The organism is Myxococcus sp. CA033, assembly GCF_013336625.1.
Classification (GTDB): domain Bacteria; phylum Myxococcota; class Myxococcia; order Myxococcales; family Myxococcaceae; genus Myxococcus; species Myxococcus llanfairpwllgwyngyllgogerychwyrndrobwllllantysiliogogogochensis.
The window spans coordinates 1,288,081-1,312,989 of record NZ_JABUMU010000001.1 but is presented as its reverse complement, the minus strand read 5'-3'; the positions used below and the strand labels follow the sequence as shown (position 1 = coordinate 1,312,989).

Genomic DNA, 24,909 nt, shown 5'->3' with positions numbered 1-24,909 from the left:
GCCTGAATGGAGGGCGGGCCTCGCCAGGCCAGGAGCACCTCCGAGCACGGCTCTCGGAGGTGCAAGCCTGGGGGACTGCTTCAACTCGCGACGGGCCCGAAGCCTTGCGTCACAGGACCTGACAGAACAGCAGCGCGGGCTCGGTTGAGGCCGTGTCGACCGGACACGCGAGGCTCGTGTTGGAGGTGTTGCCCCATTTGTCCGTGGCCAGGAGCGAGAAAGGCAGCTGGGTGTCGAAGGAGTAGATGTTCGGGATGGACCACGTCAACGAGTACGGCGCCTGCGTCAGCGTGGCGGTGAAGCCCGGGATCAGGCCTCCGCTGAGGTCGACGGACTGGATGCCCCGCGGGTCGCTCACCGTCCCCGCGGAGACGAAGTAGGTACGACCGGCACCAAAAACGGTGAACGTGTACGTGGGGCCGGTGTTGTCCGCGGTCACCGTGCGCGTCACGGGCGTGCTCGCCGCGCCCTGGAGGTCGCTGCACTGGAACAAGAGGATGGAGTCCCCGTCCTGCCGGGCCGAGGTGTCGACGATGAACTCGTAGGGTGCGGTGGTGTCTATCTGCATCACGACGCCGTTCTCGCGCATCTCGACGTGGTGAACGCCATCCGTGTCTACGCACTGCACGGTGAACTTCGGGGACTTCGGCTGGGAGTCGTCACGGGTGATGCCTGTGATGACGGGAGGCGTGATTCCCTTGAAGAACACGGTCTCGAAGTTCGTCGTGTTGCCGCAGTTGTCATGGACCACCGCGTGGAAGGCGTGCGGGCCGTCGGCCATGTTGGCACCGAACTCCAGCACGTACCCCGGGGTGGTGGGCAGCGCCACCAGGGTCCCATCCACATACAACCCATAGGGGTAGACCAGGCCACAGATGTCCGAGGCTCCAAAGGTGAGCCTCACCAAGGAGCCCAGCTGGGTCTTCTCAAAGGTCACCGCCGGGGGCGTCACGTCACGCGGCGCGGCCAGGGTCCTCACGCTCTTGTTGCCAAAGGCATCCGTCACCTCCACGGAGAGGTTGTGGGCCAGCGGATCCATGGGCGTGTACTGGACCACATATGACGTGGCGGAGTTCGTGCGCGTGGCGAAGACCACCCCGTCCACCTTGAAGTCGACCCGTGTGATGGTCGAGATATCCGACACGCTCGCGTTGACGATGAAGGGCGGGGCACTGCCTCCCACTGTCATCGAGACATTGGGAGGCGTGTTGTCCACATCCAGGGCGTGGTGGACCATCGTGACATTCAAGAAGCGGTCGAATGCCTTGATCAAGATGTCGTGGGTGCCGTCAGGCCAGGTCGACGTGTCGTATTCGTTGTCGAAGGGCGCCATGGATACGGTTGACCTCCACACGGAGTTGTCGAAGTACTCGACCCGTTCGATACCGGAGTCGTCGGTCGCCGTGACGGAGAAGTAGGGCTGCTTCAGCGGGCCCAGGCGGGTGACCGACAGGACGGGCGGCTTCTTGTCCAACACGACGGACACCGTCGTGGTGGTGGCGTTCTGCCAGAAGTCCCAGGCCTTCAGTCGGACCGTATGCGTCCCGTCCTTGAGCGCGGCCCCCGGCATTCGCAGGGTGAACTGCCAGCCCGGCAGCGGGAACGGATTTCCACCATCCAGTATCAGCTGTGGGGGTGTGTGGAACTTGTTGGGAGTCTCCGCATCGGTGATGGTGCCTGTGCATTCGATGTCCGCCCACACCTGGGTGCAGCTCAGAACGGCGGTGGGAGGGTTTGTGTCGGGCAGGTCGCCCACGTTGATGGCGGCGAACGCGGAGCCCACGGCCTTCATCTGGGTGCTTCCCGAGGCGCCGTACAGGGATATCACCGCCTCGAGCGTGGCCTGGCGGGCCTGCGCGTAGTCCGCGCCCAGGGGCATGGATAGAACCGCGCGGCTCCAGAGGCGCAAGGCCGCGGTGGGGCCAAGGCCGGAGAAGCCTTCGGGGACCAGGAAGCTGCTCCACGGGTCCGTGCTCTGCTCTCCCTGCCAGGGAGTACAGCCGTAGGCCAGGAGCAGGAACATGCGCACCAGGGGGCCACCTGCGCGGTGGGTCTCCTCACCGCCGATGCCGTCGAACCAGATGTCGATGATCGGATCGATGAGATTGCGCATCACCGGGCCGGCCTCCTCACCCATGGTGAGGTTGGTGGTCTTCAGGGGCACGGCATCGATGTCGAGCGCCGTCCCACCCACCCGCGCGGCGTCGCGGGCGAGCTCGGTGACGAAGCCGAAGATGTCCCCTGTTCCCTCATTCATGCCATGCATCTCCGTCCTGCCGGAGGGAAAGGTCGCGGGGTTCCTGGCCAGCTCCCGCATGAAGAAGTCATGGCCCAGCTCGTGGCCGATGATGTCGGTGGTCGACAATGGAACGAGCAGGCCCCCGGCGGCCGTGACGCCAGCGGGAAAGGTGCGATAGCCAATCTCCAACCGCGGACGGGTGTTGCTGGGATTGTACTCCGCGTTGCCCATGGGGGCGTGCAACCAGACCTCGAAAGGCAGACCCGCTCCGGTGGGGCCATCGCGGCTGAGGAGGGACTCGTAGACGCCCCAGGCCAGGTTCACGGCGAACATCGCGTCCACCGCCGCGCTCTCGCCGTTCTCGCCGTTCTCCTCGTTCGTGGGGTTGAAGAGGCGCCCATCACCAAACTTCGCGTCAATGCTCACATAGTCTTCGATGACAGAGCCAGGGAGGCTCTCCGTACTCAGCATCGCCTGGTACTTGTTGCCCCGTGGATCCTGGAGCACATAGAGGCGATTCTCGAAGAGGACGGAGTGCGTGAGCCTGCCGGAGAAGTAGCCATAGCCCGACACGGGCTTGTAGGTCCCCCCTGCCAGGTCGATGGCCAGCGGCTCCAACCGCAGCAGCTGGCCGGAGCGGGCATCCACCTGCGCGCTCCAACGCCGCTCCACGCCGGCCGGTTCATTCCCCGTGAGCAGGTGCAGCTGGTGCACGAGCGTCAGGCCCGTCACCACGCGCTCGAAGTGGTCGGCGTTGTGGGCACGTCCGGCGGCGGGGGTGGGCACGCCTGGCTTGAGGCGGCGCTCCTCCTGGGGAAGGAACATGAGCCGGGACTCTTCCACCCGCGCCGAAGCGTCCTTCATCTCCGCGAGGACCGTGGCCTCCGCCTGGGCGGCGGTGACCCGAGCCTGCATCTGGGGACGCGTGGTGGCCGCGAAGCGGACGTTGGTGAGGGAGGTCACTCCTTGAGTCGTCCTTGCTTCCAGTCCCTGGATGGGGATGCCCTGGAAGTGGAGCGAGTGGCGGTCCCCCGTGTCACCGGGCGCCGGGACGAGCGTGACCTCCCGGAGGTCGAAGCCGTGCTCGGCGGCGAGCCGTTCCGCCTGGACCCGTGACGGAGACTTCTCCCGCGCGGCCTCGTCCAGCGGCGCGGAATCACAACTTGCGACCATGAAGACACAACCGCCCAACAACCACTTGCGCAATCCCATCGGACTTCCCCCTCTGGCGTATGGACTCATTTCCCGGTGATTCAGGGACCCCTGCGTCCTGCGCACCATTGTCGGAATGTGGAGGGAAAAGGTGCTTGCCGCGCTCCAATCCGGAGGGCCAGGTGCTCGTTGCCGCCTCCGTGCCCGCGCAGGTGAAGCTCCTGGGCGGCTGCTGGACGAAGTCCGCACGCGCGCCGGCTGAGCGGCCCTCCCGTCGAGGCATTGACACGAGAAGACTCGACGCGTGGCGGCGTCCCCCGCAGAATCGCGCGCGTGAGTGATTCGGGGGAGCAACCATCATGATGACCGTCCAGGAACTGCGTGCGCTGAGCTCGCGCCTGACCGAAGCCTTCTTCTGCAAACAGGTGGGCCCGTTCGTGCTGGTGCAGCGGCCGCCCAGCCCGGTGATGGCGCAACTGGCGATGAAGATGGGCGCGGCGCGCACGACGATGGCGCGGGACCTGCCCAGCTTGGAGCGGCAGCAGGTGGCCCTCTGGCTGCACTTCGACGCGCTCACCGTGGCCACGCTTCCGCCCGTGGAGGGACAGGACGTGCTCACCGTGGGACGCCAGCCGGACTGCGACCTGGTGGTCAACGAGCCCTCCGTCTCCAAGCGCCACGCGAAGCTCTGCTGGTGGGGCCCGTCGGTCGGCTGCACCTTGGTGGACCTGAAGTCGAGCAACGGCACGTTCGTCAACGCCAGGGAGGTGGAGGCGGGCGGCGAGATGCACGTGCGGGACGGGGACCTGCTGGGCTTCGGCGACGCGACGTTCGCCTATCTGCTCGCGCCTTCTTTCTATTCGAAGATGAAGCGCGTCGCCCCATGAGCGCCAGCGGCCGGTGAGTGGTGGGTATGTGATGGAACGCGGCGGACCTGTCCTCGAGTCGGTTGGTTTCCGGGGCCCGCGTGCCGCAACGTGGCCCCACCATGCCGACCCACACCCCTGACACCGTCTCGTCTCCTGGCCGTCGACTCGCACGACAGGCCCTGCTGCTCACAACCCTCTCCACCTGCCTCCTCGGCTTGTTCCCGGCCCACGCCGAGGACGGAGCGCCCGCGCGCCGCGACACCCTGTTGGTCGGAAATACCCGAGGCAACAACGTGGTGCGCTACGACGCACGCACCGGAGAGTTCCTCGGAGACTTCATCCCCTCTGGCAGTGGCGGGCTGGTGAACCCTGACTCGCTCGTCTTCGGGCCGGATGGCCATCTCTATGTCGCCAGCGGTGACACGCTCGCCAACTCCGCCATCCTTCGCTTCAATGGCCGCACGGGCGCGTTCATCGACACCTTCGCGTCGGGCGCGGGCCTGTTCCGCCCCTATGGACAGGCGTTCGGACCGGATGGCCTGCTCTACGTGAGCAGCTTCCTCACGGACAAGATTCTCCGCTTCAACGCCCGGACGGGCGCCTTCGTGGATGTCTTTGCCTCCGGCAACGGCCTGCCCGGTGGCCTCAATGGTCCCAACTTCCTGGCGTTCGGACCGGACCATCGGCTCTATGTCACCACCCAGGGTTCGGTCGCCGTGGACGGCGTCCCCACGTTCCCCGGCCTGCCGAGTCAGGTGCTGCGCTTTGACCTCTGGTCTCGACGGTCCGAGGTGTTCATCGACCAGCCCGCGCCGTCACCGGATGGAGCGGGCTTCATCAGCCTGCTCGGGCTGGCCTTCAGTCCTGGCTGCTCGCGGCTCTTTGGTGACTGCGACCTGCTGGTCAGCGACTTCGCCAACGACATCCACCGCTATGACTTCTGGTCGCGGCGGATGGAGTCCACGCTGTCCACCAACTACACCGGCACCGTGCCGACGAAGAACTTCCGTGGCGGCGTCGTCTTCGGCACCCACGAGCGCATCTACACGGTGGGCTTCGACTTCACGGACCCGGCGCTGAGCGGCGCGGTGCTGCGCTTCGATGGCCGCGATGACAGCCCGCTGCCTTCTCCAGGCAACGGCGGCGCCCTCCTCGTGCCGCCCTCCACGGACCTGTTGCGTCCGGTGGGCATCGCCTTCGTGCCTGGCCGCTGAAGGCCCGGCGCGTCACCGTGACCTGGAACGCGAGCTGAGCAGGAACCAGGCGGTCAGCAAGACCACGGAGCCCAGCATGACCGCCAGCGGCAGGGGGAGGTGGGCGTGTTTCACGCCCAGGTAGAGCAGAAAGCCTATCCCGCCCAGCACCAGCACGATGAGGACCATGGACAGAAGAATCATGGGCAGCACCGAGCCCACCGCCATGAACAAGAGGCCGCGGACCATGAGCCCGAGCGCGGCCTCGGAGGCGAGGTCCGGCAACGACTTGGACCCGAGGGTCCTCCGAGCGCAGTCCAGACAGAGGCGCTCACCGTTCGTGACCTCCGGCTCCTCGCGGAGACGGGTGCCGCAGACCTGACAGTCTCCGCCCAGGCCCAGCTTGTACCGCCAGAACCCAGGGCGCTTGGGAGTGGCCATGGGAGAAGCGTAGGGACTGCCCGTCACGCGAATGTCACGCGTGGAGCGCCGTCTTCGTGTGGAGGCCCGGGTCCCCCGGTAGGATGCCCCTCGGGTGTGTGAGCGCACCCCTGGAGGGATGGGGACGTGGACGCGAAGCCGGACGACTTTGGACCGCCGAGAGATGAGCAGGAGCTGTCCGCCGTGGCGGACATCCTGATGCATGCCTATGCGATGACGCCCGCGGACTGCCTCGCGTGGAGGCAACGGCTGGATGCGCGCGACCTGCGCCTCTTGCGCGATGGCGGGAAGGTGGCGGGCACGCTGGTCTCCATCCGGAAGGGGCAGTGGTTCGGCGGGCGCAGCGTGCCCGTCGTCGGTGTGGGTGGCGTGGGTGTCTCGCCGCTGCACCGGGGGCAGGGGACAGCGACGCGGCTGATGACGCGACTGGTCCAAGAGGCGCGCGAGTCGGGCGCGGCGCTCTCCATCCTCTATCCCGCCACCCAGCCCCTCTATCGGCGCGCGGGCTACGAGCAGGCCGGCGCGCGCTACGAGACGCGCGTGCAGATGTCCGCGCTGGAGATGGGCGAGCGCACGCTGTCCCTGCGAGCCATCGAGTCGCGCGACGAGGCGGCCATCGCCGCGTGCTACACGAGCGTGGCCCGCTTCCGTCAGGGCTGGCTGGACCGGAGCGAGTTCTCCTGGGGGCGCGTGCGCAACCCTCGCTCCGAGCCCGTCCACGGCTACCTCGTGGAGGGCAGCGCCGGAGTGGAGGGCTACGTCTACCTGGCGCGCCGTCCGCTCAAGGACTTGAAGCAGGAGCTGGCCCTCACGGACATCGTCGCCACCACGCCCGCCGCGGCGCGCCGGCTCCTCCGCTTCCTGGGCGACCACCACTCCCTGGGCACGGAGGTGGTCTGGTACGGCGGCCCGGACGACCCGTTCCTCCTCTTGCTGCGCGAGCAGTCCTATTCGGTGAAGGTGTACATGCACTGGATGGTGCGCGTGCTGGACGTGGTCTCCGCGCTGGAGGCTCGTGGCTGGACGCCGGGGCTCTCCGGCTCGCTGCACCTGGAAGTGACGGACGAACTCTTCCCGGAGAACCAGGGCCGCTTCGTGCTGGAGGTGGAGGACGGCGTGGGCCGGGTGAAGCGGGGCGGCGAGGGCCGGCTGCGGCTGGATATCCGCCAACTGGGCCCGCTGTACACCGGCTTCCAGTCCGCGGCCTCCCTGCGGTCGGTGGGGCTGGTGGAGGCGGATGACGCGTCCGTGGAGGCGGCGATGGCGCTGTTCTCCGGGCCTCAGCCGTCGCTGCGGGACATGTTCTGAGAGGGGACGAGCGGCCCCACCCCCAGGCCCTGGTGGCCCTCCGTCGGGCGCCAGGGCGCTCGGATGGGGGGCCCGGCCGTCAGGTGGCTACCGCGCCGAGGGCGGGTGATGGTAGGAGCCCGAGACCTCATTGACAGGGGAGCAGTCCATGCGGGCGTTCGTCACCGGTGGTTCCGGTTTCGTGGGCAGGTACCTTCTCGCGGCGCTCAAGGCTCGCGGCGACGAGGCTCGCGCGTTGGCGCGCTCGCCGGAGTCCGTCGCGACGGTGGTGGCGGCGGGGGCGGAGCCCTTCGAGGGCGACCTGTCGGACGTGGCGAAGCTGCGGGAGGGCATGGAGGGCTGTGACACCGTCTTCCACTCGGCCGCGCTGGTGAAGTCGTGGGCGCCTCGCGCGGAGTACTACGAGGCCAACGTGCGCGGCACGGAGCGCGTGCTGGAGGCCGCGCGCGCGGCGGGCGTGAAGCGGCTGGTGCACGTCAGCACGGAGGCGGTGATGGCGGACGGCACGCCGCTGGTGAAGGTGAACGAGACCTGGCCGCTGCCGGAGCGCCCCATCGGGGACTATCCGTCCACCAAGGGCGAGTCCGAGCGCCGGGTGCTGAGCGTGAACTCCGCGGACTTCACCACCGTGGCGGTGCGTCCGCGCCTCGTCTGGGGACGCGGGGACACGTCGGTGCTGCCGCAGATGGTGGAGGCGGTGCGCACCAAACGCTTCAAGTGGGTGGGGGATGGTCGCTACCTCACGTCCACCTGCCACGTGGCCAATTGCGTGGAGGGCATGCTGCTGGCGGCGGAGAAGGGCCGGGGCGGCGAGGCGTACTTCCTCACCGACGGCGAGCCGGTGGTGTTCCGCGACTTCGTCACCGCGATGCTCAAGTCGCAGGGCGTGGACCCGGGCAACAGCACGATTCCCTACGGGCTGGCCGCCACGGTGGCCACGCTGGCGGACCTGGCGTGGGGAACCTTCGGCCTGCCGGGCCGCCCGCCGCTCAGCCGCACCGAGGTGCTGCTGATTGGGCGCGAGGTGACGGTGAGCGACGAGAAGGCCCGCCAGGAGCTGGGCTACGAGGGGCGGATGCCGCGCGCCATCGGCCTGAAGGAGATGGAAGCGGAGTTCCAGGAGCGGTCATCGCGCGCGGCGTGAGGCGCGACACGTGCGTGTGCGCTAGCCTTGTTCGCGGCGGCTGACACACGAGGAGGATGGGCCATGCGAAGGTTCGAGTTCGTCGAGGGAACCAGCTCCAAGTTCTGGCAGCCGGAGGTTCAGGGCAACCTCTTCATCGTCACGTTCGGGCGCATCGGCACCGCGGGGCAGCGCAAGGAGAAGGCGTTCCCCGACGCGGCTGGCGCCGAGCGTGAGTACGAGAAGAAGGTCGCCGAGAAGGTGCGCGAGGGCTATCAAGAGGTGACGGCCGGTGGCGCCGCGGCCACTCCAACTCCGGCCGCCGCGCCGCGTGCGCCCGAGAAGGTTCCGCTGCCCCGCCGCGTGCCCGTCGCCACGCCCACGCAGGAGACGCTCAAGGCCGCCGCGGATGCGCTCGCGGCGCTGCGGGCGCGCCTGGGCTGGCGAAGCTGGGAGGTGACGTCACGGGCTCGAAGCGCTCGCAGGGCGCTGCGGGCCCTGGGCGGCGTGGACCCGGCCGCGCACGCGGAGCTGTCCGCGACCTTCGATGCGCTGATGGCGCGCGTCGTCGCCACTCCGAAGGAAGGCCGGCTGCCGCTGCGTCACGCGCTGGGGCTGCTGAGCGAACTGGACGTGGCGGCCTTCTCCCGTGCCGTGGAGGCGTGGCGCCGCGCACCGGAGACGGAGGCGCTGGCCATGGTGCGGCGGGCGGAGTCACTCGGTGAGCCGGAGCTCGCGCTGCGGCTGGGGCTGCTGCTCGCGGAGCGTCCCGGCATGAAGGGCAGCGCGTCCGAGGAAGGCTGGGGCAAGCGCTGGGGCCAGTTGCGCCCGCATGTCGAGGCGAAGCTGTCCTCGTCGGGTGGCTCGCTGACGGAGTGGGTGAAGGGTGTGAGCCCGGGCAGCGATACGCAGCTCGCCGGTCGGCTCTCGCGCCTGGAGGCGTGAGGCGCGACGCGGCGCGAGGGGGATGCATCGACACATGACACCCAGGGTTCTCATCGTCGTCGGGCTCTTTCTCGCGCTGGGCGGGGTCCTCTTTCTGTCCGCCGACCGGGAGCCCCAGCCTCGGGGTGTGCAGGAGGCCGGCACGTCGACGCCCACGCCGCCCCGTCCTCCGAGGCCCGGCCAGGTGGTGGACATCTCCTTCCTCTACAGCACGGAGAAGAAGGAGTGGGTGGAGGCCGTGGCGGAGGACTTCCAGCGGCAGCATCCCCACATCCGGCTGAAGCTGATGGGTCGCGGTTCGCTGGATGCGGCGCAGGCCATCCTGGATGGCCGTGAGCAGCCCACGGTGTGGAGCCCGGCGGACAGCGCGGTGTTGCGCATGCTGGCCTCCGACTGGGCCACGGACCCCACGCGGGGGCCGTTGTTCGCGGAGACGGGCGAGCAGGCTCCGCGTCCGCTGGTCATCACGCCGCTGGTCTTCGTGGTGTGGGCGGACCGTGCGGAGGTGCTGCGCAAGGCCAGCGGAGGCGGCGCGGTGTCGTGGAAGGTGCTTCAGAAAGCGGTGACGAGTCCCCAGGGCTGGCCCGCGATTGGCGGCAAGCCGGAGTGGGGGTTCGTGAAGCTGGGCCACACGGACCCGACGCGCTCCAACTCCGGACTGCAAGCGCTGTTGCTGGCCACGCTGGAGTACTACGGCAAGCGCGGCGGGCTCACGGTGGCGGACCTGCTGGACCCGCGCTACCAGGACTGGATGAAGGCGCTGGAGCGAGGCGTCACGCGCTTCGAGCCCTCCACGGGCACCTTCATGGCGGACATGGTCCGCTTCGGCCCGTCCCGCTACGACATCGCGGTGGTGTACGAGAACCTGGCCATCGCGGAGCTGTCGCACGCGCAGGGCCGGTGGGGCGAGCTGCGGGTGTACTACCCGGCGCTCACCCTGTGGAGCGACCATCCGGCGGCGGTGCTCCAGGCGGACTGGGTGACACCCGAGCAGAAGGCGGCGGCGCTGGAGTGGCTGCGCTATCTGCAGAGCCGTCCGGTGCAGGAGCGCGCGCTGGAGTTCGGCTTCCGCCCCGCGGACCCGGCCGTGCCGCTCAAGACGCCGGACCCGAACAATCCCTTCACACGGCTGGCCCCCCATGGAGTCCGCGTGGACGTGCCTCCCGTGGCGGAAGTTCCCGAAGGCCCCGTGGTCCGCGACCTGCTGACGTTGTGGTCGCGGGTGTTGACCTCCGGTCGTTAGCGCCTCGGGGTTCCCCGACGTCTGCCGTGCCCCGGAGGATGGGGGCGCGGCTCAATCCTTCACATCCAGGTCGTCGCGTACCTGTCACTGCACCCCTGGCGCCGAGCTTGGACCGGTGGGTGCGAGTGCTCCTCGGGCGTGCGGCCAGTCGCCGTCATGTCGGGCCTCGCTGGACTCGAGCCAGGCACGCGGCCACCTTGGCCGCGGGTGAAGGAAGGGGTGCCTCATGATGAGAACCACGCAGGGGATGAGGAAGACCATGGGGGTGTTGGGGGTGGCGTTGCTGCTGGTCACCAGCACGGCCCACGCGTTCAACGACGCGGATGCGCTGAAGGTGGTGGGCTTCGCGCGAACGCAGCTCCGGAAGACCGCCACGGCCATGCCCAGCACGTCTCGCTCACCGAAGGCGTCGCGCGCCGACGGGACGTGGTCGACGGTGGCCAACACGGATGCGGTGGCGTGGACGCAGGGCTTCTTCCCGGGAAGCATGTGGCACTTGTTCCAGGTGGGGCTGGAGCCGTCGTGGCAGCAGAAGGCGGACCAGTGGACGCGGCCCCTGGAGGGTCAGAAGACGAACCGGCAGACGCATGACCTGGGCTTCAAGCTGTTCACGAGCTACGGCCAGGCGTACCGGCTCACGGGAGACCCGTACTATCGCGGCGTGCTGCTGACGTCGGCCGAGACGCTCGCGACGCGGTACAACTCACGCATCGGCATCATCGATTGCTGTGATTGGAACTCGGCGTGGGACGTGCCGCTCGTCACCGACACGATGATGAACTTGGAGTTGTTGCTGTGGGCCGCGGCGAACGGGGGACGCGCGGAGCTGCGGACGATGGCCATCAATCACGCGCTCACCACGCTGCGCGATGCGGTGCGCCCGGATGGCAGCTCCTTCCACTACGTGGACTACAACGCCGCGACGGGGGCCATCCGTTCGAAGGGCACGTTCCAGGGGTACTCCACGAACTCCACCTGGGCGCGGGGCCATGCGTGGCTCATCTACGGCTACACCATGGTGTACCGGTACACGGGTGATGCGCGGATGCTCGCGGCCGCGCGCAAGGTGACGGACTGGTACCTGGACAATGTGCCGGCGGACATGGTGCCGAAGTGGGACTTCAACGCGCCGGGGACGCAGAAGGACTCCTCGGCGGCGGCCATCGTCGCCTCGGCGCTGCAGGAGTTGAGCAACCTGGAGACGGACGCCGCGCGCAAGACGCGCTACCGCGACGCGGCGCTGCGCACGCTGGACACGCTGGTGTCACCGGCCTACTTCGCGCAGGGCACCAACAGCCCGGGCCTGCTGCTGCATGGCGTGGGGCACCTGCCCGCCAACCAGGAGATTGATGTCAGCCTCATCTACGGCGACTACTACTTCCTGGAGGCGGTGCTTCGCTTCAACCCGAACCCTCCGTACCCCTGGTACTCGAAGGTCGCCTTCTTCGAGAGCCAGCACCTGCTCGGCACCACGAACACGGGCGTGCGCACCGTCGAGTTCGACGTGACACCGCTCGCATCCTCGCAGGACGGCACGGTGGGCTACACCGACAGCTCCACATCGGTGACGGGCTACTCCGTGCTGAACATGACGGTGCGGATGAACCTGGACGGGTACTTCGACGTGCGCAATGGCGGGGCCTACGCGTCGCTGGTTCAGGTGCCCTATGTGAATGGGCAGACGTACCACGTGCGCATGGTCGCGGACCTGCCCGCGCAACGCTACAGCGTCTGGGTTCGTCCTCCGGGCGGGAGCGAGGTGCAGATCGCCAACCGGTACGTCTTCCGCACCGGGGCTCCGGCCATCAATGACCTGGGGCGCGTGTCCGTGCGGACGGTCATCGCGGACAGCGACTTCCGAGTGCTGGGGCACACCGTGACTCCCGGTGGAACGACGGCCGCGGGGGTCGCGGAGGTGCTGCCCGGGCCTGTGCGGCCGCCGGTGGACTTCGAGCACACGGCGATGCCGGGGAGCGAGGTCTCGCCGGTGCTCACGTGGCTCTCGCAGGACGCGTCGTTGCTGTCGCTGCTGGCGGACTTCGAGCGCTGGGGGACCGTGCCGACCGACCACCTGCCCGGCGACGTGGACGAAGTCGCGGTCGCGGAGGCGGCGCGGGTCGTGGCCAACGAAGCGATGCCTGAAGGCTTCGGCTGCGGAGCCGCGGGCGCGGTGCCTCTGCCGCTGCTCGTGCTCGCGCTGCGAAGCTGGCGCAACCGCCGGCGGAGGCAACAGGCCGCGCGCGGCTGAGGCCCGATGTGACAGCGGCCCGCTCCTCGCTTTGTCGAGGGGCGGGCCGTTCACTCACCTCACGCCCGCCCGGCCCAGGTGCGCGTGGGAGGGCGTGGGGGACGACCGTCAGTCGTCGTTGTCGTCGTGGTCATCGTCCTCGTCGCCATCCTCGTCATCGTCGTCGAAGGCGTCGATGGAGCGGCGCAGGTTGTTCTCGATGGTGGAGCGTGCGGCGTCGTCCCGCGGGTCCAGTCGCTGGCCCTGGCCGTCGACGAACCAGCCGCTCGGGTCGATATTGATGGTGATGTTCGGCTCTTCTCCGGCCTTCACCTCGAAGCGGGCCTCTCGCTCCTGCTCCAGCCGCACGCTGGAGACGAAGCTGAAGGGCTGCCCGTCGATGTGTCCGTCGATGACCACGGACGCGCCGAGCCGCGCGAGCTCCTGGAGCGCCGCATCCTCACCTGCCTCGGTGGTGGAGACCTTGCCGATGTCGAACTCGATTTCGTCGAAGATTCCGGGCTCCACCTGCAGGTTGCCCACGCGGATGACCTGACCGTTCAGGTCCTCGCTCGTCAGGTCGATGAGCAGGGGGCCCACCTCCTGCTCGGAGTCATCATCGTCCCGCGTGCCGTCATCCGCGCCACCCGTGTGGCCGTCGTCGGCGTCGTCGCCCTCCAGCTCCAACTCCAGCTCCCGCACGGAGAGTCGGACCCGGTCGATGGTGATGCCAGTGGGGGCCTCGAGCCGCTGCTCGATGTGGCCGGGCGCGGACTGGGCGCCACGCGCGGCGCCGACTCGGGTGCTCAGCCCGACCTTGACGGAATCCGGGTTGCCGCAGGCCGAGAGCAACATGATGGACGTGCACAAGCCAATGAGTCGCATACCGTTCATCTCCTGGTATCGAGAGGACCTGGCGCGCGACTTCTCCGGCCTGGGCCGCACGAAATCCCCTGTTCGAAAAGAAGGAGCATCGGCGCGCTTATCGGCCACATCGCGACGCGGGGACCTTTCGTGAAGGGGGCGCCTGTGGCCGATAGAGGCCTCGTGACTCCTTCCTGATAGGCGCGGTACTGAATGGGGAGACATGACCGGTGCTCGTACCCCAGCAACAGCGTGTGTCCGGTGGTCCGGAGCGCCCTTCGTGTGGGGTGCGAGGGCGCGGCAGGGGCCTGCTCGGCGTGTGGGTGAGAGGGGCGGGCCGTGACGGAGGAGGAAATCTCCGCCTGCATCCAGCGCGCGAATCGAGGCGCGCAGGATGCGCACCGCGAGCTGTACCAGCGCTTTCACGCGTCGGTGCGTCGTGTCGCGCTGGGCTACTCCGCGCTGGGTCCGGCGGAAGTGGAGGACGTGGTCCAGGAGACGTTCGTCCGGGCCTTCCGGGAGCTGGCGCGGCTGGAGCATCCCCGCGCCTTCGGGCGCTGGCTGGTGACGATTGCGCGCCACCATTCCCAGGCCCTCAGCCGGGGCGCGCGGATTCGAGGGCGCGCGGCGGAGGACCTGGCACTGGAGCTGGAGACGAGCATGCCAGCCATTCCTCCCGCCCTCACGCTGGAGCGGCGCGTGGTGGTGGTGCGCGAGCTCATCGAGGGACTGCCCGAGGGCCCGGAGAAGGAGACGGTCCGCCTGTTCTATCTGGAGGGCGAGCTGAGCGCGCGAGAGATCGCGGAGCGTCTGGGGCTGGGCAAGAGCGCGGTGACGATGCGCCTGGAGCGCTTCCGGGCACGGGTGAAGCGTGAGCTGTTGGCGCGGCTTCTGGCCGCGGGAGTGGAGTGAGCCATGAGCGACGCGAGCAGACACCTGGACGCGCGGAGCTGGAAGGCCCTGCGCGACAAGTCGCCCGAAGAGGTGGCGTACTTCTCCACGCATCTGTCCCAGCCCTGTGAGGTGTGCGAGGCGTTCCTCGAACGGAGCGACGAGGACGACGCGTTCGGCGTGGAGTCGTTGGCGGATGAGGCGCTGGGCTCGATGTCCACCCCGCGCGAGGACGCGGTGGGGTGGGCTCGCCTGCGCCGTCGCCTCGGGACGCCACGACGCGCGTGGCTCGCGGGAGCCCTGGCGGTGGCCGCCGCGGCCGTGGTCGCCATCGCCGTGCTCCCCCCGTTGGCGTCGAAGGAGCACGAGGACCGCTCGTGGCGACTGAAGGGTGTCGCGCCGATGTCCCTGGAGCTGACCGCCGTGGCGCGCCTGCCGGACGGGACGTTGCACGCGGTGACGGAGGACGCCTTGCTTCCTCCCGAGGCCGTGGTCCTGGTGCGCTATCGCGCCAGCGAGGTCTCCGACGCGATGCTCGTACTGGAGTCCCCGGAGGGTCCCGCGCAGATGCTGGGCGGCTACACGTTGGAGGCGGGGACGCACGACCTGAAGGAAGCAGGCGAACTGGCGGGTGTGTCCCTGGCCGGGGAGCACGGTCCACGGGTGCTGGTGCTGGCCGCGTGGCCACGGGGGCCTCGCTCGGCGGCCGAGCGGGACACGGCCCTCACTCAAAGCAGGGTACCCGAGGAAGCCGCCCAGGCGAGGCTCCGGCTGCGGGTGGAGCCGGGGTATGTTGCCCCCTGAGCGTGCCTTCGTGAGTCGTCCCTGCTTCCGCGTCGTCCTGTGGCTTGCCTTCGCGTCGCTCTGCGCGTGCGGTGCGGCGAGCGTGGGCGAGAAGGGGCGGGCGGTGCGCGTGCGCCTGGATTCGGCGGAGCTGGCGTCGGCGCATGAGGGCGAGCGGCATGCGCTGCTCATCGGCATCAATCAGTATGAGGACGCCTCCTGGCACGGGCTGCGCTACCCGGGCAAGGACGCGGAGGACCTGGGGCGTGTGCTGGCGGACCCGCGACGCGGCGGCTTCCGCTCGGTGACGGTGCTGACGCGTCCGGAGCAGACGACGCGCGCGGCGGTGCTGCAGGCGCTGCGGACGCTGGCCGCACGGCCCTGGAACCCGAAGGACGTGGTGGTCATCTACGTCTCCGGCCATGGCACGCTCGCGCGGGATGCACGGGGTGACCTCCAGCGCTACCTGGTGATGCGCGACACGCGCTTCCGGGACGTGCAGGGCACGGGGCTGGAGATGGCGGCGCTGGAGCGGGAGTTGGAGCAGCTGGGCTCCAGGCGACGGGTGCTGGTGCTGGCCACGTGTCACAGCGGCACGGGCAAGTCGCTCCTTCCCCCGGCGGTGCTCGAGGAATTGGAGCGCACCAAGGGGGCGTTCCCACCGCGTCCGCTGGAAGAGGACAGCCGCGCCTCGCTCGTCCTGTCCGCCAGCGACTGGGGCGAAACGGCGCGCGAGGACGATGCGCTCGCCAATGACATCTACACGCACTTCTTCGTCCAGTCGCTCGACGGCCGAGGGGACCGCAACCGGGATGGCGCGGTGAGTGCGACCGAGGCGCATGACTGGGCGCGCCGCCACACGTGGACCTATACGGAGGGCCGGCAGCGCCCGAGCGCACGGATGACGGAAGTGGGCGCGGACCCGGTGCTGCTCGCGGGCGCGTTGACCCAGCCCGGGCAGCCGGAGGTCTTCTCCTACAGTCCTCGCCTGGAGGGCTTCACGCTCAAGGTGGATGGCGTGGACGCGGGCGAGCTTCCAGGCGGCGTGGCCTTGCCGGAGGGAAGCCGGAAGCTGGGCCTCCACAAGGGTGGCCAGCTGCTGTGGGAAGACACCGTGGCGCTGCGAGCGGGGGAGCGCCGGGCGCTGGACTCGCTGCTGCGCGAGGTGTCGCCCGGCCCCCAGCGCACGGTGGCCCTGGAAGTCGGCGCCCTGGGCTTCCTCGACGCGCGCAGCCGCCGCGAGGTGCTTCCGCCCACGGCGCTGGCGGGCGTGGGGCTGCGTCTGGGGGGCGTGCTGCTGGAGCAGCGGCTCGACGTGGGCGTGGACCTGGCCGCGGGGCAGGGGCGTCGGGCGCTGCTGCTCGACGTGGGCGGAACGGTGCCCGTGCGCCATCGGGTGTTGATGCTGGGCGTGACGGTGGGACCCTCGTGGCAATGGGGTCGGCTGGGGTTGTCCACGGGGCCTCGTGTGGCCGCCTTGTGGTTGGAGCGCTCCTTCCAGTTGGACCTGTTGAGCCAGGACGAGCGCTACCTCACGGTGTGGCCTGGCTGGATGGCGGGAGTGTCATGGCGTCTGGGGACGAGGTTTGTATTGGAGGCGAAGGGCCAGCTTCTCTGGGCCTACGTCCCCGTGGACGGGCGCACTCGCGCGGTGGGTTTTGGTGGCCTGTTTCTGGGCGGAGGATATCGCTTCTGATGCGTGCTCCGAGACGCGTGATGCCCCTGGCGTGGGCGGGCCTGGCCCTGATGGGGGCGTGTGGTGGCTTCAACAACGGGCCGCTGGAGGCGGGTACCGTGCGCGGGCGAATCCTCGGCGCCGAGGCCGACGTGGCGGTGGTGAGCGTGCTGGGCCAGCCCGAGTTGAGGGCGCGTGTGTCGTCGGACGGACGCTTCGAACTCGGCGGCGTGCCGGCCACCTCCGTGGAGTTGTTCCTGGTGGCCTCGCGCACCCGCGCGGCCCGCACGAAGGTGGTGGCGCAAGGCGCGCGCATCACCGAACTGGGTGACATCGACGCGCCCCTGGGCGCCTTCATCACCGTTCGCCTGCGAGACAGCGCTGGCAACGTGCCACCGCGTGGCGAGGTGGAGGTGGAGGGGACCGCGCTGGACGAACTGGAGATGGACGCGTCGAGCGGAGAGGTGCGCGTCGGTCCTCTTCCCGAGGGGTGCTACACGCTGGAGGTCAAGGCGGACGGTCTCGAGGAAGTGGAGGAAGAGGTCTGCGTCCGCCAGGGCGAGGAACTGGAGCGCGAGTTCGTCCTGCGTGAGGACGACCTCGGCGGAGACGACGATGGCGGCGGTGACGACGACGGAGGAGACGAGGGCGGCTGAGTGTCCTCGGCGCGTTCCGTCCCCGGTCAGCGTCCCGTGCGCGCGGCCAGGTCGATGAAGCCTCGAATCCAGATGAGGTTCACCGCGTGGCACGCCTCCATGCTCATGGGCGTGGTGGTCTCCAGCGTCGCCGTGTAGGGCACGCCCTGGCGCGCGTACCAGTCCGTGACGCTGCCGTCGTGGTAGACGATGAGCCCGTCGTCGTCGGTGATGTTCTGCTCGTCGACCTTCTGGTTGCGCACCACCGTCGCGTGTTTGGACGAGGCCTCGACGAAGGGGCGGTAGAAGGCCTTGTCTCCGAAGGTGTACGCGTACGTCGCGGCGCCGCCCAGGTAGTTGTCCTGGTGGATATCCAGCGCCGCGTTCGGCGCCCGGAAGCGCGACAGGTCCGAGCGCACCAGTCGCGTCTCCTTGGGCCCGCCGTCGTAGAGGGCCCAGCGCAGGTGGTCCTGCCCCTCGTTCAGCTCACCCCGCCACTCACCGGGCGCCACTTCATAGCGAAGGAAGTCGTTGTTGGGCTTCTCTCCGGAGCGGTTGTAGCGGGTGCCGTCCTCGAAGCCGGAGGGGTTGATACATGGATACACGCGCAGGCCCACGCCGCGTTGCCGGGCATAGGCCACCACTTCGGGGAAGCGCTCGGCCAGGGTGAGCGGACCCGCGGGCTCTTCCCCGTGGAACCCCGAGGTGATGACCAGCCAACGCTCTCCCGGCACGGTGATGCGGAAGAGCGGGTAGGGCTGTCCGCCCTCCAGGACCTGGCCGTACTCGGCCACTTCTCCAAGGTTCTCGAACGAACGGATGCGTTGCGCGTAGTCGGTGTATCTCACACCTTCAACCTATGCGTGACGCTCCCCGTCGCCTACCCATTCCCACCCATGGTCATGGGTGGGCGTTGAGTGGGGGACGGGCACCGAGGGGGCTTCTCACTCCATTCCGGTGCGCTCACGGAACTCCGTGGCCAGCTCCTTGCGCTGCTCCGGCGTCAGCGTGCCGTGGACCTCCAGCGCGGCATCCGTCGCCTGGTGGGCAAACGCGCGCATCGCGTCGATGCGCTCGTCCACCAGCGCGTGGAGCTTCTGCGCGTCGGGCGTGGTGGACTCGAGCTGGGTGACGACCTCCGAGCGCACCGCGTGCTGCTCCTTCGCGAGCTTCGCGCCCTCGTCGAGGAGGCGGTCCTTCACGGCGTTGATGGACTTGCGCTGGGCGTCCGTCGCGTCGATGTCGTCCAGCTTGTCGTTCAGCTTCCACGACACCATCTGCTTGATGCGCTCGGGGTTGTGGCCCCAGCCGTGGTGGCCGCCGCGGAAGGCGAAACCGCTGAGCAGGACGACGGCGACGACGGCGGAACCGGCGATGGCGAGCTTCTTCATCATGGGACTCTCTCCGAATGCGGGGCCCGACGCGGGCCCGGGTGGCTTCGCCGTGTTGGCGATGTTGCCCAATGTGCCGGGCCGCTTTTTCGGGCGCTTGTACCGGGCGTGAAGAAGTGTGAAGCCCCCCGGCCCTGGAGTTTCGCCCCGGGTGCGCCCGCCTGGACGGCTGGAGGGAGAGCCCGGCCCACCGGCCCTGGGGGCCCCGATTTCGGGCCGCGCCCCGCCTTTCCGCTCCCGACAGAACGACTTTCGAGGCCGATTTCTCGGCCTGTGGGACGGGCCACCCTGACGCGTTCGAGAGAGTAGCGGGAGGCCGGGGCCGAACGTAGTGTTCGGGCCATGTCCTTTACCCACCTCCACCTGCACACGCTCTACTCACTGCTCGATGGGGCCATCCGGATGAAGGACCTCATCAAGACGGTGAAGGAGAAGGGGATGTCGAGTGTCGCCGTGACGGACCACGGCAACATGTTCGGAGCCATCGACTTCTACAAGAAGGCGAAGGACGCGGGCATCAAGCCCATCCTCGGCATGGAGGCGTACGTCGCGGGCGCCAAGGGTCGCGAGGACCGCTCGGAGAAGGTCAACCACCACCTCATCCTGGTGGCGAAGAACGCGGAGGGCTACGCGAACCTGCGCTACCTGTCCTCGACCGCGTACATGCAGGGCTTCTACTACCACCCGCGCATCGACAAGAAGGTGCTCGCGGACCACAGCAAGGGGCTCTTCGCGCTGACGGCGTGCCTGGGTGGTGAGGTGACGAGCGCGTGCTTCCGTGGGGACATGGACCACGCCCGCCGCGCGGCCCAGGAGTACAAGGACATCTTCGAGCCCGGGCACTTCTTCCTCGAAGTGCAGTCCAACGGGATGCCTGAGCAGGACAAGGCGAACGTGAACCTGATGCAGCTGTCGCGGGACATGGACATCCCGCTGTGCGCCACCGCGGACGCGCACTACATCAAGCGCGAGGACGCGCGCGCGCACGAGCTGCTGATGTGCATCGCCAGCGGCAAGACGCTGGCGGACAGCAAGCGGATGAAGCACGCCACGGACAAGCTCTACGTCACCAGCCCCACGGAGATGCTGGAGTTCTTCAAGGAGATTCCGGAGGCCGTCCACAACACGCAGCGCATCGCCGAGCAGTGCAACCTGGAGCTGAAGCTGGGCAAGCCCATGCTGCCCACGTTCAAGGTGCCGGACAGCCACACGCCGGACAGCTTCATGTCGGAGCTGGCCTACGAGGGCCTGCGCGAGCGCTTCATCGAACTGGCGGCCACCGTCAGCTATCCCATCGACCGGGAGGAGTACCAGGCGCGCCTGACGCTGGAGTTGGGCGTCATCCAGAAGATGGGGTTCAGCGGCTACTTCCTCATCGTCCAGGACTTCATCAACTGGGCGAAGAAGATGGGCATCCCCGTGGGCCCGGGCCGTGGCTCCGGCGCCGGCAGCCTCGTCGCGTACGCGCTGCGCATCACCGACGTGGACCCGATTCCGTACAACCTCCTGTTCGAGCGCTTCCTGAATCCGGAGCGCGTGTCGATGCCCGACTTCGATATCGACTTCTGCCAGGACCGGCGGGACGAGGTCATCCAGTACGTCGGCCGCAAGTACGGCGAGATGAACGTGGGGCAGATCATCACCTTCGGCTCACTGAAGGCGAAGAGCGTGCTGCGCGACGTGTGTCGCGTGTTCGCGCTGCCCTTCAGCGAAGGTGACCGCATCGCGAAATTGGTGCCGGAAGTCCTCAACATCACCTTGAAGGAGGCCATCGAGATGGAGCCTCGCCTCAAGGAGATGATGGAGAAGCCCTCCAACATCGGTGAAGTGGAGGGGCGGCCCGTCACCACGAAGGACGTGCTGGAGATCGCGCTCGCGCTGGAGGGCCTGCACCGCCAGCCGGGCATGCACGCGGCCGGCGTGGTCATCGCCGACAAGCCGCTGTGGGAGTTCGTGCCCGTCTACCAGCCGCCGGGTGAGAAGACGCTCATCACCCAGTTCGCCAAGGACGAGGTGGAGGCGGCGGGCCTGGTGAAGTTCGACTTCCTCGGCCTGAAGACCCTCACCGTCATCCAGCACGCGCTGGATTTGGTGAAGCGCAACCACGAGAAGGACATTCCGCGGCATGAGATTCCGCTGAATGACGACAAGGTCTGGGAGTTGATGGCCAAGGGCGACACGGCCGGCGTCTTCCAGATGGAGTCGAGTGGCTTCACGGAAATGGTGGTGAAGCTCAAGCCGTCCTGCTTCGAAGACGTCATCGCCGCGGGCGCGCTCTATCGCCCGGGTCCTCTGGACTCCGGCATGGTGGACGTCTTCATCAACCGCAAGCACGGCCGGGAGAAGGTGTCGTATCCGCATCCCGCGCTGGAGCCGGTGCTCAAGGACACGTACGGCGTCATCGTGTACCAGGAGCAGGTGATGCAGATTTCGCAGGTCCTGGGTGGGTACACCCTGGGCCGCGCGGACCTGCTTCGCCGCGCCATGGGCAAGAAGAAGGCCGAGGTCATGCAGGCCGAGCGGGCCGGCTTCCTCGAGGGCTGCGCGAAGAACAGCGTCGACCTGAAGGTCGCTGGCGAAATCTTCGACCTGATGGAGAAGTTCGCTGAGTACGGCTTCAACAAGAGCCACTCGGCGGCGTACGGACTCGTCACGATTCACACCGCGTGGCTGAAGGCGCATTACCCCTGTGAGTTCATGGCGGCCCTTCTCTCCAGCGAGAAGGACAACACGGACAAGGTGGTGAAGCACATTGGTGAGGCGCGCGAGTCGGGCCTCCAGGTGTTGCCGCCGGACGTGAATCAGTCCGACCTCCAGTTCGGCGCGGTGGAGGGGAAGATTCGTTTCGGGTTGGGCGCCATCAAGGGCGTGGGCGAGGGCGCCATCGAGTCCATCCTGGATGCGCGCAAGGACGGCTCCTTCAAGAGTCTCTTCGACTTCTGCGAGCGCGTGGACAGCCGGCGCGTCAACAAGAAGGTGTTGGAAGCGCTGGTGAAGGCGGGCTCGTTCGACTTCGAGAAGCGTCCGCGTCGGCAGGTGTTCGACACGATTGAGCGGGCGATGAACCGCGGCTCGTCCAGCCAGAAGGACAAGGCGGCGGGGCAGAGCTCGTTGTTTGGCATGCTCGCGGGGCCCGCTTCGGGCGGCGCCGCGATGAAGGACGACTACGTCGTGGTGGAGGAGTGGTCGGAGAAGGAGCGGCTGGCGCTGGAGAAGGAGGCCATCGGCTTCTACGTGTCTGGCCATCCGCTGCATCAGTACGACAAGGAGCTCAAGCGCTACGCGAAGCCGATTACGTCGGTGCAGCGCGCGCGCAAGGACGACAAGCTCACGGTGGCGGGCGTCGTCACGGTGCTGCGCGAGCGGCCCACGAAGACGGGCAAGCGCATGGCGTGGGTGACGATTGAAGACCTGTCCGGGTCGATTGAGCTGGTGTGCTTCCCGGGCAAGGACGGCACGCGCAACGTCATGGGGCGGGATGGCAAGTGGGCGAAGCAGGGGCCCAAGCCGGGGTTCGAGAACTGGGAGCACCTGCTCAAGTCGGACGACCCGATTCTGGTGACGGGGACGGTGCAGATCAGCCAGCGGGACGAGGACTCGCCCACGCCGGAGCTGATTGTCGACGACATCCAGAGCCTGAAGGAGGTGCGTGAGAAGCGCACCAAGCGGCTGGAGCTGCGCGTGCCGGCAGACCTGCTGACGGAAGACCGCGTGGCGAAGCTGCATGAGCTGGCGAAGAAGTTCGCCGGTGCCACGCCGGTGGCCGTGAGTGTGTTGTTCCACGGTGAGGCGGAGGCGCTCATCGGGAACACGTCGCTCAAGGTGCAGGTGCATGACGACCTGCTGCTGGCGGTGGACCGGTTGTTTGGGATGCGGGTGGTGGAGTTCGGGTGACGGTGGGGTGCTTCGGCACCACGCCGCTTCCGCGTGGGTGAGGTACGGTTCGCCCACTCACGCGGGAGGCCGTCATGGACACCACCTACAAGTCGCTGCGGATCGAGAAGGCGGATGGAGTCGCCGAAGTGATTCTCCTGGGCCCCGGTCGTGGCAACGCCATGGGCCCGGACTTCTGGCGGGAGATGCCCGAGGCCATTCGCGCGCTCGACGAGGATGAATCCGTGCGAGTGGTGCTCGTCCGGGGCAACGGGGACCACTTCACCTATGGCCTGGACCTGATGGGGATGATGGAGTCCCTGGGGCCGCTGCTCACCGGTGACAACAACCTCGCCCAGGAGCGCACGAAGCTCCTGAAGCTGATTGGCGACATGCAGCAGTCCACCGAAGGCATTGCCCGCTGTCGCAAGCCGTTCATCGCCGCCGTGCATGGCTGGTGCATCGGCGGTGGCATGGACCTCATCGCCGCGTGTGACTTCCGCTACTGCTCCCGCGACGCGAAGTTCTCCCTGCGCGAAGTGAAGGTCGGCATCGTCGCGGACCTGGGCGCTCTCAATCGCCTGCCGCGCATCATCGGCGAGGGACACACTCGCGAGCTGGCCTACACCGGTGGCGACGTGGATGCCGAGCGCGCCCTCCGCATGGGACTCGTCAACGAGGTCTTCCCGTCGGCCGAGGAACTGCTCACCCAGGCCCGCGCCACCGCGCGACGCATCGCCGAGAACCCGCCCCTCGTCGTCCAGGGCGCCAAGCAGGTGATGGAATACTGCGCGGACAAGTCCACGTCGGACGGCCTGCGCTACGTCGCCGTGTGGAACTCCGCGTTCCTCCAATCCCACGACCTCGCAGAAGCCTTCTCCGCGTTCGCCGAGCGTCGCCCCGCGAAATTCGTGGGCCGGTGAGCCCGCCCCTCTCACGAGGGGCTTCCACCCGCTGCTCTCGCAGTGCGAGGATTCCCGTGAAGTCGAGTCTCGGGAGTCCCACGGCATGACGGAGACGGTTGGGTTGCTGGGTTATGGGCGCTTCGGTCGCGCCCTCTCGGGGCTGCTGTCCGACGCGGGCGTGCCGCACAGCGTGTTTGACCCGAGGCAGGACGAGGTCCCTCCAAAGCTGCAGGTACGTTCGCTCGCGGAGCTGGCCGCGCGCTCCACGGTCCTCGTACTGGCGATGCCTGTCTCTGTCATGCGCGAGGCGCTGACGACGCTGCGCCCCATTCTGTCGCCTTCCCACCTCGTCATCGACGTGGGCAGCGTGAAGGTGCGGCCGGTGCAGGTGCTCGCCTCCGTGCTGGGTCGTGACATTCCCTGGGTGGGCACGCATCCGCTCTTCGGCCCCGCGAGCCTCGCGCGTGGCGATACTCGGCGCACCGTGGTGTGTCCGAACACTCTCCACCCAGAGGCCGTGCGCCGCACCCGTGCGCTGTTCGAACTCCTGGGCTGCGAGGTGACGGAGATGTCGCCCGAGGCCCATGACGAGCTGATGTCCCGCACCCATGTGCTTACGTTCTTCCTGGCCCACGGACTTGTGAAGGCAGGGGCGGGCAGAGACCTGCCCTTCGCGCCTCCCAGCTTCCAGCCCATGGCTCGGCTTGAAGAGTACGCACGGCTGGAGGTGCCACACCTGTTCGCCGTCGTGCAGACGGAGAACCCGTATGCGCGAGAGGCCCGTGTCCGGTTGATGGATGCACTCACTCAGCTCCATCAGGGACTCGAACCACAAGCAGGGGCCGCGAGTCCGACGCCTGAGTCCGCACCCCCCGCGCTCCTGGGGGTTCGAGAGCGCATCGACAGTGTCGACCGCGAACTCGTGTCCTTGCTCGCTCGGCGCGCACGCCTCGTTCAAGAGGCGGCCCGTGTGAAGTCGGCGCACGGCTTGCCGTTTCCCGATGCGGAGCGTGAGTCCTCCATGATGGAGACCCGACGCCAGTGGGCCGAGCGGGACGGCCTCGACACCGCCGCGCTGGACGATGTCTTCCGTGCCGTGCTTCGCCTTTCCCGTGACTCCGTCGCTGGACCCGACGGGGAAGCGTGAGCCCC

General features: G+C 68.3%; 19 protein-coding genes. 14 read left to right on the top strand and 5 right to left on the bottom strand.

The window, feature by feature from the left end:
* Positions 1–109 precede the first annotated feature (109 nt).
* Positions 110–3,451, bottom strand: coding sequence for an Ig-like domain-containing protein (locus tag HUA78_RS05145; RefSeq protein WP_174475759.1), 3,342 nt, complete (start codon positions 3,449–3,451; stop codon positions 110–112).
* A gap of 299 nt (positions 3,452–3,750) precedes the next feature.
* On the opposite strand from HUA78_RS05145, the gene HUA78_RS05140 reads away from it, so the two are divergent.
* On the top strand, positions 3,751–4,278 hold the full coding sequence (locus HUA78_RS05140) for an FHA domain-containing protein (protein ID WP_141640682.1): 528 nt from the start codon (positions 3,751–3,753) through the stop codon (positions 4,276–4,278).
* Between the two features lie 101 nt (positions 4,279–4,379).
* Entirely contained in the window at positions 4,380–5,474 is a 1,095-nt protein-coding gene (locus HUA78_RS05135; RefSeq protein WP_174475758.1) for a PEP-CTERM sorting domain-containing protein, read from the top strand.
* Positions 5,475–5,486: 12 nt separating this feature from the next.
* On the opposite strand, the gene HUA78_RS05130 is transcribed toward HUA78_RS05135, so the two are convergent.
* A complete protein-coding gene (locus HUA78_RS05130) occupies positions 5,487–5,894 on the bottom strand; it encodes a TraR/DksA C4-type zinc finger protein (protein ID WP_174475757.1) in 408 nt (135 codons plus the stop codon).
* A gap of 126 nt (positions 5,895–6,020) precedes the next feature.
* Between HUA78_RS05130 and eis the strand changes: the two genes are divergently transcribed.
* From eis to HUA78_RS05105, 5 genes are all read left to right on the top strand, one after another.
* The gene (gene eis, locus HUA78_RS05125; protein ID WP_371745496.1) at positions 6,021–7,202 is read left to right on the top strand and encodes an enhanced intracellular survival protein Eis; all 1,182 of its coding nucleotides are present in this window, start codon (positions 6,021–6,023) and stop codon (positions 7,200–7,202) included.
* Between the two features lie 148 nt (positions 7,203–7,350).
* Positions 7,351–8,346 carry an NAD-dependent epimerase/dehydratase family protein gene (locus HUA78_RS05120; RefSeq protein WP_141640679.1) on the top strand — a complete coding sequence of 332 codons (996 nt, stop codon included), beginning with the start codon at positions 7,351–7,353 and terminating at the stop codon, positions 8,344–8,346.
* A gap of 63 nt (positions 8,347–8,409) precedes the next feature.
* Positions 8,410–9,270, top strand: coding sequence for a WGR domain-containing protein (locus HUA78_RS05115; protein ID WP_174475756.1), 861 nt, complete (start codon positions 8,410–8,412; stop codon positions 9,268–9,270).
* 34 nt (positions 9,271–9,304) lie between these two features.
* Positions 9,305–10,513 (top strand): substrate-binding domain-containing protein, encoded by a 1,209-nt coding sequence (locus HUA78_RS05110; RefSeq protein ID WP_174452967.1) that lies wholly within the window; start codon positions 9,305–9,307, stop codon positions 10,511–10,513.
* Between the two features lie 226 nt (positions 10,514–10,739).
* Positions 10,740–12,761 carry a glycoside hydrolase family 88 protein gene (locus HUA78_RS05105; RefSeq protein WP_254623544.1) on the top strand — a complete coding sequence of 674 codons (2,022 nt, stop codon included), beginning with the start codon at positions 10,740–10,742 and terminating at the stop codon, positions 12,759–12,761.
* A 108-nt stretch (positions 12,762–12,869) separates the two neighbouring features.
* Here the strand turns inward: HUA78_RS05105 and HUA78_RS05100 are convergent, their stop codons facing one another.
* On the bottom strand, positions 12,870–13,625 hold the full coding sequence (locus HUA78_RS05100; RefSeq protein WP_174452968.1) for a hypothetical protein: 756 nt from the start codon (positions 13,623–13,625) through the stop codon (positions 12,870–12,872).
* A 318-nt stretch (positions 13,626–13,943) separates the two neighbouring features.
* Between HUA78_RS05100 and HUA78_RS05095 the strand changes: the two genes are divergently transcribed.
* Genes HUA78_RS05095 through HUA78_RS05080 form a run of 4 tightly spaced genes read left to right on the top strand, consistent with a single transcriptional unit; the run spans position 13,944 to position 17,609 of the window.
* Positions 13,944–14,516 (top strand): sigma-70 family RNA polymerase sigma factor, encoded by a 573-nt coding sequence (locus tag HUA78_RS05095; protein WP_174461600.1) that lies wholly within the window; start codon positions 13,944–13,946, stop codon positions 14,514–14,516.
* Positions 14,517–14,519: 3 nt separating this feature from the next.
* Complete coding sequence (locus HUA78_RS05090) at positions 14,520–15,299, top strand: hypothetical protein (RefSeq protein ID WP_174464554.1); 780 nt, start codon at positions 14,520–14,522, stop codon at positions 15,297–15,299.
* The gene (locus HUA78_RS05085) at positions 15,286–16,974 is read left to right on the top strand and encodes a caspase family protein (protein ID WP_174461598.1); all 1,689 of its coding nucleotides are present in this window, start codon (positions 15,286–15,288) and stop codon (positions 16,972–16,974) included. Before HUA78_RS05090 ends, HUA78_RS05085 begins: the two co-directional genes overlap by 14 nt.
* Entirely contained in the window at positions 16,974–17,609 is a 636-nt protein-coding gene (locus HUA78_RS05080; RefSeq protein WP_141640672.1) for a carboxypeptidase regulatory-like domain-containing protein, read from the top strand. Before HUA78_RS05085 ends, HUA78_RS05080 begins: the two co-directional genes overlap by 1 nt.
* Before the next feature lie 26 nt (positions 17,610–17,635).
* Here the strand turns inward: HUA78_RS05080 and HUA78_RS05075 are convergent, their stop codons facing one another.
* Complete coding sequence (locus HUA78_RS05075) at positions 17,636–18,436, bottom strand: hypothetical protein (RefSeq protein WP_174464556.1); 801 nt, start codon at positions 18,434–18,436, stop codon at positions 17,636–17,638.
* Positions 18,437–18,532: 96 nt separating this feature from the next.
* Positions 18,533–18,982 carry a Spy/CpxP family protein refolding chaperone gene (locus tag HUA78_RS05070; RefSeq protein ID WP_141640670.1) on the bottom strand — a complete coding sequence of 150 codons (450 nt, stop codon included), beginning with the start codon at positions 18,980–18,982 and terminating at the stop codon, positions 18,533–18,535.
* Between the two features lie 339 nt (positions 18,983–19,321).
* Here HUA78_RS05070 and dnaE point away from each other — a divergent pair, with 339 nt between their 5' ends.
* The 3 genes from dnaE to HUA78_RS05055 all read left to right on the top strand — a co-directional run bounded on the left by dnaE (position 19,322) and on the right by HUA78_RS05055 (position 24,904).
* On the top strand, positions 19,322–22,873 hold the full coding sequence (dnaE, locus tag HUA78_RS05065; protein WP_141640669.1) for a DNA polymerase III subunit alpha: 3,552 nt from the start codon (positions 19,322–19,324) through the stop codon (positions 22,871–22,873).
* A 74-nt stretch (positions 22,874–22,947) separates the two neighbouring features.
* Positions 22,948–23,775 (top strand): crotonase/enoyl-CoA hydratase family protein, encoded by an 828-nt coding sequence (locus tag HUA78_RS05060; RefSeq protein ID WP_141645388.1) that lies wholly within the window; start codon positions 22,948–22,950, stop codon positions 23,773–23,775.
* Positions 23,776–23,860: 85 nt separating this feature from the next.
* Complete coding sequence (locus tag HUA78_RS05055) at positions 23,861–24,904, top strand: prephenate dehydrogenase/arogenate dehydrogenase family protein (protein ID WP_174475755.1); 1,044 nt, start codon at positions 23,861–23,863, stop codon at positions 24,902–24,904.
* Positions 24,905–24,909 lie beyond the last annotated feature (5 nt).

Coding starts and splice junctions, on each gene's coding strand:
- HUA78_RS05145 (WP_174475759.1), bottom strand. CDS start 3,451: ATGGGATTGCGCAAGTGGTTGTTGGGCGGTTGTGTCTTCATGGTCGCA.
- HUA78_RS05135 (WP_174475758.1), top strand. CDS start 4,380: ATGCCGACCCACACCCCTGACACCGTCTCGTCTCCTGGCCGTCGACTC.
- HUA78_RS05140 (WP_141640682.1), top strand. CDS start 3,751: ATGATGACCGTCCAGGAACTGCGTGCGCTGAGCTCGCGCCTGACCGAA.
- HUA78_RS05130 (WP_174475757.1), bottom strand. CDS start 5,894: ATGGCCACTCCCAAGCGCCCTGGGTTCTGGCGGTACAAGCTGGGCCTG.
- HUA78_RS05105 (WP_254623544.1), top strand. CDS start 10,740: ATGATGAGAACCACGCAGGGGATGAGGAAGACCATGGGGGTGTTGGGG.
- HUA78_RS05070 (WP_141640670.1), bottom strand. CDS start 18,982: ATGATGAAGAAGCTCGCCATCGCCGGTTCCGCCGTCGTCGCCGTCGTC.
- HUA78_RS05115 (WP_174475756.1), top strand. CDS start 8,410: ATGCGAAGGTTCGAGTTCGTCGAGGGAACCAGCTCCAAGTTCTGGCAG.
- dnaE (WP_141640669.1), top strand. CDS start 19,322: ATGTCCTTTACCCACCTCCACCTGCACACGCTCTACTCACTGCTCGAT.
- HUA78_RS05060 (WP_141645388.1), top strand. CDS start 22,948: ATGGACACCACCTACAAGTCGCTGCGGATCGAGAAGGCGGATGGAGTC.
- HUA78_RS05085 (WP_174461598.1), top strand. CDS start 15,286: ATGTTGCCCCCTGAGCGTGCCTTCGTGAGTCGTCCCTGCTTCCGCGTC.
- HUA78_RS05100 (WP_174452968.1), bottom strand. CDS start 13,625: ATGCGACTCATTGGCTTGTGCACGTCCATCATGTTGCTCTCGGCCTGC.
- HUA78_RS05055 (WP_174475755.1), top strand. CDS start 23,861: ATGACGGAGACGGTTGGGTTGCTGGGTTATGGGCGCTTCGGTCGCGCC.
- HUA78_RS05110 (WP_174452967.1), top strand. CDS start 9,305: ATGACACCCAGGGTTCTCATCGTCGTCGGGCTCTTTCTCGCGCTGGGC.
- HUA78_RS05090 (WP_174464554.1), top strand. CDS start 14,520: ATGAGCGACGCGAGCAGACACCTGGACGCGCGGAGCTGGAAGGCCCTG.
- HUA78_RS05120 (WP_141640679.1), top strand. CDS start 7,351: ATGCGGGCGTTCGTCACCGGTGGTTCCGGTTTCGTGGGCAGGTACCTT.
- HUA78_RS05080 (WP_141640672.1), top strand. CDS start 16,974: ATGCGTGCTCCGAGACGCGTGATGCCCCTGGCGTGGGCGGGCCTGGCC.